Annotated in this window: 7 protein-coding genes; all 7 read left to right on the top strand. The window is 33.9% G+C overall.

Features of this window, described 5'->3' with window-relative positions:
• Positions 1-10: 10 nt before the first annotated feature.
• A complete protein-coding gene (gene rpmA, locus ACT8VG_RS06245; protein ID WP_022425801.1) occupies positions 11-292 on the top strand; it encodes a 50S ribosomal protein L27 in 282 nt (93 codons plus the stop codon).
• Between the two features lie 50 nt (positions 293-342).
• Positions 343-1,620: a GTPase ObgE gene (obgE, locus tag ACT8VG_RS06240; protein ID WP_055233442.1), complete on the top strand. Its 1,278-nt coding sequence runs from the start codon at positions 343-345 to the stop codon at positions 1,618-1,620.
• Positions 1,621-1,689: 69 nt separating this feature from the next.
• Positions 1,690-2,250, top strand: coding sequence for a Holliday junction branch migration protein RuvA (ruvA, locus tag ACT8VG_RS06235; RefSeq protein WP_217106829.1), 561 nt, complete (start codon positions 1,690-1,692; stop codon positions 2,248-2,250).
• A 15-nt stretch (positions 2,251-2,265) separates the two neighbouring features.
• Positions 2,266-3,258, top strand: coding sequence for a Holliday junction branch migration DNA helicase RuvB (gene ruvB, locus ACT8VG_RS06230; protein ID WP_022425798.1), 993 nt, complete (start codon positions 2,266-2,268; stop codon positions 3,256-3,258).
• A gap of 17 nt (positions 3,259-3,275) precedes the next feature.
• Positions 3,276-3,746 (top strand): ComEA family DNA-binding protein, encoded by a 471-nt coding sequence (locus ACT8VG_RS06225; protein WP_117459036.1) that lies wholly within the window; start codon positions 3,276-3,278, stop codon positions 3,744-3,746.
• On the top strand, positions 3,737-5,716 hold the full coding sequence (locus ACT8VG_RS06220; protein WP_217106830.1) for a ComEC/Rec2 family competence protein: 1,980 nt from the start codon (positions 3,737-3,739) through the stop codon (positions 5,714-5,716). The genes ACT8VG_RS06225 and ACT8VG_RS06220 overlap by 10 nt, the downstream gene beginning before the upstream one ends.
• Before the next feature lie 38 nt (positions 5,717-5,754).
• The coding region (holA, locus tag ACT8VG_RS06215; RefSeq protein ID WP_444195425.1) for a DNA polymerase III subunit delta at positions 5,755-6,334 on the top strand (580 nt) is incomplete at its 3' end.

Here is a 6,334-nt window from a genome sequence, read left to right as displayed (position 1 = left end):
GTATAATACTATGTTAAAGTTAGATTTACAGTTATTCGCTTCTAAAAAGGGTGTAGGTTCTACTAAGAACGGTCGTGACTCTGAATCAAAGCGTTTAGGTGCTAAGCTTTCTGATGGACAGACTTGCACAGCTGGTTCAATTATTTATAGACAGAGAGGTACTAAGGTTCATCCTGGTACTAATGTTGGTAAAGGTGGAGACGATACTTTATTCGCTAAAGTTGATGGTGTCGTTAAATACGAAAGACTTGGTAAAAACAAGAAACAGGTATCTGTTTACCCTGTAGCTTAATCTCAAGAATCCCCCATGGGATTCTTTTTTTAAAGAAAGAAGGTGGATACATGAAATTTATTGATCGCGTTAAGATTTATGTTCAAGCAGGTACTGGAGGTAATGGTACAGTTGCTTTCAGACGTGAAGCGCATGTTCCAAAGGGAGGTCCATCTGGAGGAGATGGAGGTCGTGGCGGAAGTGTTATCTTCGTTGCAACAAACTCATTATCAACTTTATTAGATTTAAGATATTATCGTGAATACAAGGCTCAAAATGGTGAAAAAGGTCATGCGAAAAAGATGCATGGTGCTGATGCTGATGATTTAGTCATCAGAGTACCAGTAGGAACTTGTGTTTATGATGACGATACAGGCAATATTATTGCCGACCTTACAAAGGATGGTCAGCGTGCTGTAATCGCAAAAGGTGGCCGTGGTGGTCGTGGGAATGCAAGATTCGCTTCATCACGTAACCCAGCACCTAAAATCTGTGAAAATGGTGAACCAGGTGAAAAATTCAATTTAAGAGTAGAATTAAAGCTACTTGCAGATGTTGGATTAGTAGGATTCCCAAGTGTTGGTAAGTCTACTTTATTATCTGTTGTTTCAAAGGCAAGACCACAGATTGCTGATTATCACTTTACTACTATCGTGCCTAATTTAGGTGTTGTACAGGTTAAGGATGGTCGTTCATTTGTTATGGCTGACCTACCTGGTCTTATTGAAGGCGCATCACAGGGTAAAGGTTTAGGTCATCAGTTCTTAAGACATATCGAAAGATGTCGTGTTATTGTTCATATTATTGATATGAGCGGTAGCGAAGGCAGAGATCCATATGAAGATTATGTCACTATTAATAAAGAATTAGGTGAATATGAATATCGCTTATTAGAAAGACCACAGATTATTGTGGCTAATAAGATGGATGGTGATGAAGCAGAAGAAAACTTAAAGAAATTCAAGGAAAAGCTTGGAGATCAGAAAGTATTCCCAATCATTGCACCAATTCATGAGGGTATCGATGCTGTTCTTTATGCAGTTGCTGATGCATTAGAAACTGCTCCAGACTTCTTTAATCAGGAAGAAGAACAGGAAAGTGTTCTTTATACTTATAAGGAAGAAGAAAAACCATTCACTATCCATAATAAAGGTAATGGTGTATGGGAAGTTACTGGTAAGAAGGTTGAAAGACTTGTGCAGATGGCATCATTCACTACAGATGATGGCTTCCAGAGATTCGCATTACAGATCCGTAATATGGGTATCGATGATGCATTAAGAGAAGCAGGCTGTGAAGATGGCGATACTGTACGCCTATATGACTTCGAATTTGAATTTTATAATTAATACCATTTCTAGAAATGGTATTTTTTTTTGACATATGATAGAATTAGGAAATGCGTAAAGGAGATTTTTATGTATAGTTATATCAAAGGAATCATTGCAGATTTGTATTCAGATCATATTGTCATAGATAATCATGGAATAGGCTATGAAGTACATGTATCCAACCCCTATAATTTTAAAAAGGGTGATGATGCCACAGTCTATATCTATCAGCAGGTCAAAGAGGATGATATTACTCTATTTGGCTTTAAGAAAAAAGAAGAAAAAGAATTATTTCAGAAGCTTATTCTTGTAAAAGGGATAGGCTGTAAAACAGCTATTGGTATTCTTGCAACAGGTGAGATTGATGCTATTATTGATGCGATAGAAGGTAAAAATACAGCTTATTTAAAGAAGATACCAGGTATTGGTCCTAAAGCTGCACAGCAGATCATTCTTGACTTGCATGGTAAGTTTGATAAACGTGCAATGAAGCCTCTTAGTTCTCCAGATTATGAAGAAGCCACTGAAGTATTAATCGCATTAGGCTATAAACAAAATGATGTAGAAAAAGCAATGAAAGTATTATCTAGTGAAAATCTAGATACTAATGGTTATGTAAAACGTGCATTAGCTTTATTAACACAATAATGAAAGGAGAATCTTATGGATCGTGATATTTTAGATACAAATGAACATATCGAGGATGAAGAAAGTTCTTTAAGACCGGCTTCTTTTGATGAATATGTCGGTCAGCATGATTTAAAAGAAAACCTTCGTGTCTTTGTGGGTGCTGCAAAGATGCGTGATGAAACACTTGATCATGTTTTATTCTATGGTCCTCCAGGACTAGGTAAAACCACAATGTCGATGATTATTGCGAATGAAATGGGAACTCATATCAAGATTACAACAGGACCTTCTATTGAAAAAACAGGTGATCTGGTTGCATTACTTACATCTCTTGAACCTGGGGATGTACTCTTTATCGATGAAATTCATCGTTTAAATAAAGTAGTAGAAGAAATACTATATCCTGCAATGGAAGATTTTTGCGTAGATGTTATGATTGGTAAAGATGCGACAACACGTTCTGTACGTATTGATTTACCTCCTTTCACATTAGTAGGAGCAACTACACGTGCAGGAGATATCTCAGCCCCATTGCGTGATCGTTTTGGTATTGTAGCTAAACTTGATTATTATAAGGATGAAGAACTCCGAGATATTATTTCTCGTACAAGTAAAGTCTATGGTATGACAATGGAAGAAGAAGCTAAGATGGAACTTGCAAGACGTTCAAGAGGAACGCCACGTATTGCGAATAGACTCTTTAGACGTGTCAGAGACTTTGCGCAGTTCTATGGTGATGAAATCATTACTAAAGACCGTACAATGCAGGCATTGGACCGTTTAAAAGTAGATAATCTAGGACTAGATGATGTCGATCATAAATACTTACTAGGTATCATCAATCGTTTCCAAGGCGGCCCTGTGGGACTAGAAGCACTTGCTGCAAGTATTGGTGAAGAAAGAATGACATTAGAAGATGTCTATGAACCTTACTTACTACAAAAAGGCTTGATCAAACGTACTTCAAGAGGCAGAATTGCGACAGATCTTGCTTATAGGCATTTTCATATTACAAGAGAGAATTAATTTAATTCTCTTTTTTTATGCGTCAAATTAAGATTATAGGGCTGATTCTTCTAAGTATTGCCTCATTTATATATGGTTATCAAAAGCCTGAGAAGGTCAGTTCAACACAAAAGTCAGAAGTCTATATTACATTAGAAGGTGCTTTTAACAAGACAGGAGAAGTCCCTATAAAAGAAGGGATGACAATGAGTGATTTGGTTAAGGAAGTTGGAGTTAAAGAAAATGCCTGTATGGAATCTTTAAATATGAATAGAAGTATCCAAGCAGAGATGCGTCTTTATTTACCAGAAAAAAGAGCAAATATGATTTCACTCAATAAAGGAACAATAGAAGACTTTATGACATTAAAAGGAGTAGGAGAGAAAACAGCGCAGAAGTTCATAGACTATAGGCAGATACAGCCCTTTTATACAATAGAAGACATTATGAATATACAAGGAATCGGTGAGAAGAAATATCTCATCTACCGTGACTACTTATGCCTTTAAGATATCATTTAGTATATTATGCAGTATTTGTCTTATTACTATCTGTTGCTTATCTTGTTCATCCTTTATTTTATATATTTCTACTAGCTTATTTAATTTATCTAGTAAAACGATTTGGAAGAAAGATGTTATTTCTTCTTTTTTTATTACCAATTATACTTAGACCAGCCACATCATCAGAAGTGCCTTCTATTGTGTCCGGAAAAGTGAAAGATGTTAGAGATAATTATGTTATTTTAAATACTGGTTATGGGAAGATTAAAGCCTATACAGATCATACGTTTCAATATAATGATGAAGTACTTGTCAAATTGAATTTTCTAGATATCAAGCATCGTAAAGATCCTATAGGTTATGATGAATATCATTCATTCAAAGCTAACAATATCGTTGCAAAGGCTAAAATCACTCATGTGACTTCTGTCTTATCTCATCCTTCCTTTTATCAATTATTAGAAAAACAGTTTTCTTCCTCAAAATCTATTAAAAGCTATCAGAAGCTATTTATCTTAGGCATTAAAGATGACACCATTAAAGAAGACTATTCACTCCTCACAAGTCTTTCTCTTGTACATATGTTTGCTCTTTCAGGAATGCATATTCATTTACTCTATAAATGTCTCAGTCTTATTAAATCGTTTATACGTGATGATATTGCAGATATCATTATTAAAGTACTTATAGGCTTTTATGTTTTTTCTATACCTTATAATATATCTCTTCATCGTGCTTTTTATATGTTAGTAATTTATGATCTTGTGAAGGAGAAGTTCAATCAGCTAGATGTTTTATCATTTCTTGTTTTAGTTAATGTTATCAAGAATCCTTATATCATCTTTAGTATTTCTTTTGTCTTTTCATATTTTATTTATTTTCTTGTCATTATGACCAAACATTTTCCATACCGCTCTTTCCTTATTTATTTAGGTGGTATTCCTATTGTCCTCTCACTTAATTTCTCTATCAATATCTTTTCTTATTTCTTAACAGTTCTTCTTTCTCCTTTTATATCCTGTTTTTATATTGTGACACTTCTCTCTCTTATTTTTCCAATAGATCTAATTATGAAGATGATGATTGCCTACCAACAGATGATTCTTACCTTTATTACTTCATTGAATGCAGAAATCATTTTTCAAAAACCAACACTCTCATTTATTATTCTTTATTACATTATCTTGTTTAATATTTTCTTATTGTTAGAAGAAAAAAAGAGTATTCAATTTTCTATGTCGTTGTTGTGCGCACTACTGATTAGCTTCCATATATATAGTATCTATAAACCTTATACGCAGGTCTCTACTATTGATGTAGGACAGGGAGATTGTTCACTCATTCGTCTCCCTTTTAATCAAGGAAATTATTTGATTGATACAGGTGGTAATAGGGAATATGATATTGCCTCACATAATGTCATCCCTTATCTTAAATCACAGGGTATACCGTGTATTGATAGAGTTTATATATCTCATCATGATTATGATCACTATGGTGCATTAGATTCATTAAAGAAGAAATATAAAGTCAAGCGTATTATTGATACGTATCAGAAAGAAGAGAAGAATAAGCTCATTACAATCAAGATGCTTAAAAGTGATGTTATCTATCCTTCCACTAATGAAAACTCATTAGTCATGTTAATAACAACAGGAGGCTATAATTATTTATTTACAGGTGATATCCCAAGTAACGTAGAAGAAGACCTTTATAAGAAATATGGGGAAATAGATGTGGATGTCTTAAAGGTTGCACATCATGGCAGTGGTTATTCTTCTTCTGTAACATTCTTTCAAATGGTTCATCCACGTATCGCAATGATTGGTGTAGGCGAACATAATCTTTATGGTCACCCGGCTCGTGTTGTTATTAAACGATTAGAAGAAAGAAAGATTAAAATACTGCGTACAGATCTTGATGGCAGCTTTTCTATTATCACTTATTTAGGACAACATCTTATTTACCGCTATTAATAAATTTATGGTAGAATAGGACAAAAGGATGGAGAACTATGAATATTGTATTATATGGAGAAGAAAAACTATTACTTGCACAAAGATTAGAAGACTTAAAAAAGAAATATCAATGTACAAGTGATGACATGAACTATATGGTCTATCATGCAGGTGAAACGCCTATGAAGGATATTATTGAAGATGCTTTAACACAGCCTTTTATTACAGAATATAAGATGGTTGTATTAAAGAATCCAATCTTTCTTACAAAAGAGAAACCTAAAAAGAAGCTAGTCACAGATGAAGATGTTAAACTATTTTTAGATTATATTGAACATGATAATCCAACAACATTATTTGTAATATATCATGATCAGCGTAACTTTGATGAAAGAAAGAAAGCAGTTAAATCATTACGTAAAAATGCGAAATGGTATGAAATGGAGAAATTAACCTTCAATCAGCTTTATAAAGCTACCAGAGAAGCCATTGTTCATAGAAATGCCTCTATTGAAGACAATGCTCTTGCTTTATTACTAGAACGCTGTGGAAATGATCTTCTCACTATTTCTAATCAGGTAGAGAAATTATGCCTCTATACACATAGAAAAAAGATAGAAGAAATAGAAACAATAG

Origin of the sequence: Catenibacterium sp., from assembly GCF_052354645.1 — a bacterium.
GTDB lineage: Bacteria > Bacillota_I > Bacilli_A > Erysipelotrichales > Coprobacillaceae > Catenibacterium > Catenibacterium mitsuoka_A.
Note: the sequence above shows the minus strand (reverse complement) of the source record. Positions and strands in the feature narration are given on the sequence as shown.

Bases quoted from the DNA above. Each gene is read 5' to 3' on its own strand.
- ruvA (WP_217106829.1), top strand. From the start codon at position 1,690: ATGTATAGTTATATCAAAGGAATCATTGCAGATTTGTATTCAGATCAT.
- rpmA (WP_022425801.1), top strand. From the start codon at position 11: ATGTTAAAGTTAGATTTACAGTTATTCGCTTCTAAAAAGGGTGTAGGT.
- obgE (WP_055233442.1), top strand. From the start codon at position 343: ATGAAATTTATTGATCGCGTTAAGATTTATGTTCAAGCAGGTACTGGA.
- ACT8VG_RS06225 (WP_117459036.1), top strand. From the start codon at position 3,276: ATGCGTCAAATTAAGATTATAGGGCTGATTCTTCTAAGTATTGCCTCA.
- ruvB (WP_022425798.1), top strand. From the start codon at position 2,266: ATGGATCGTGATATTTTAGATACAAATGAACATATCGAGGATGAAGAA.
- ACT8VG_RS06220 (WP_217106830.1), top strand. From the start codon at position 3,737: ATGCCTTTAAGATATCATTTAGTATATTATGCAGTATTTGTCTTATTA.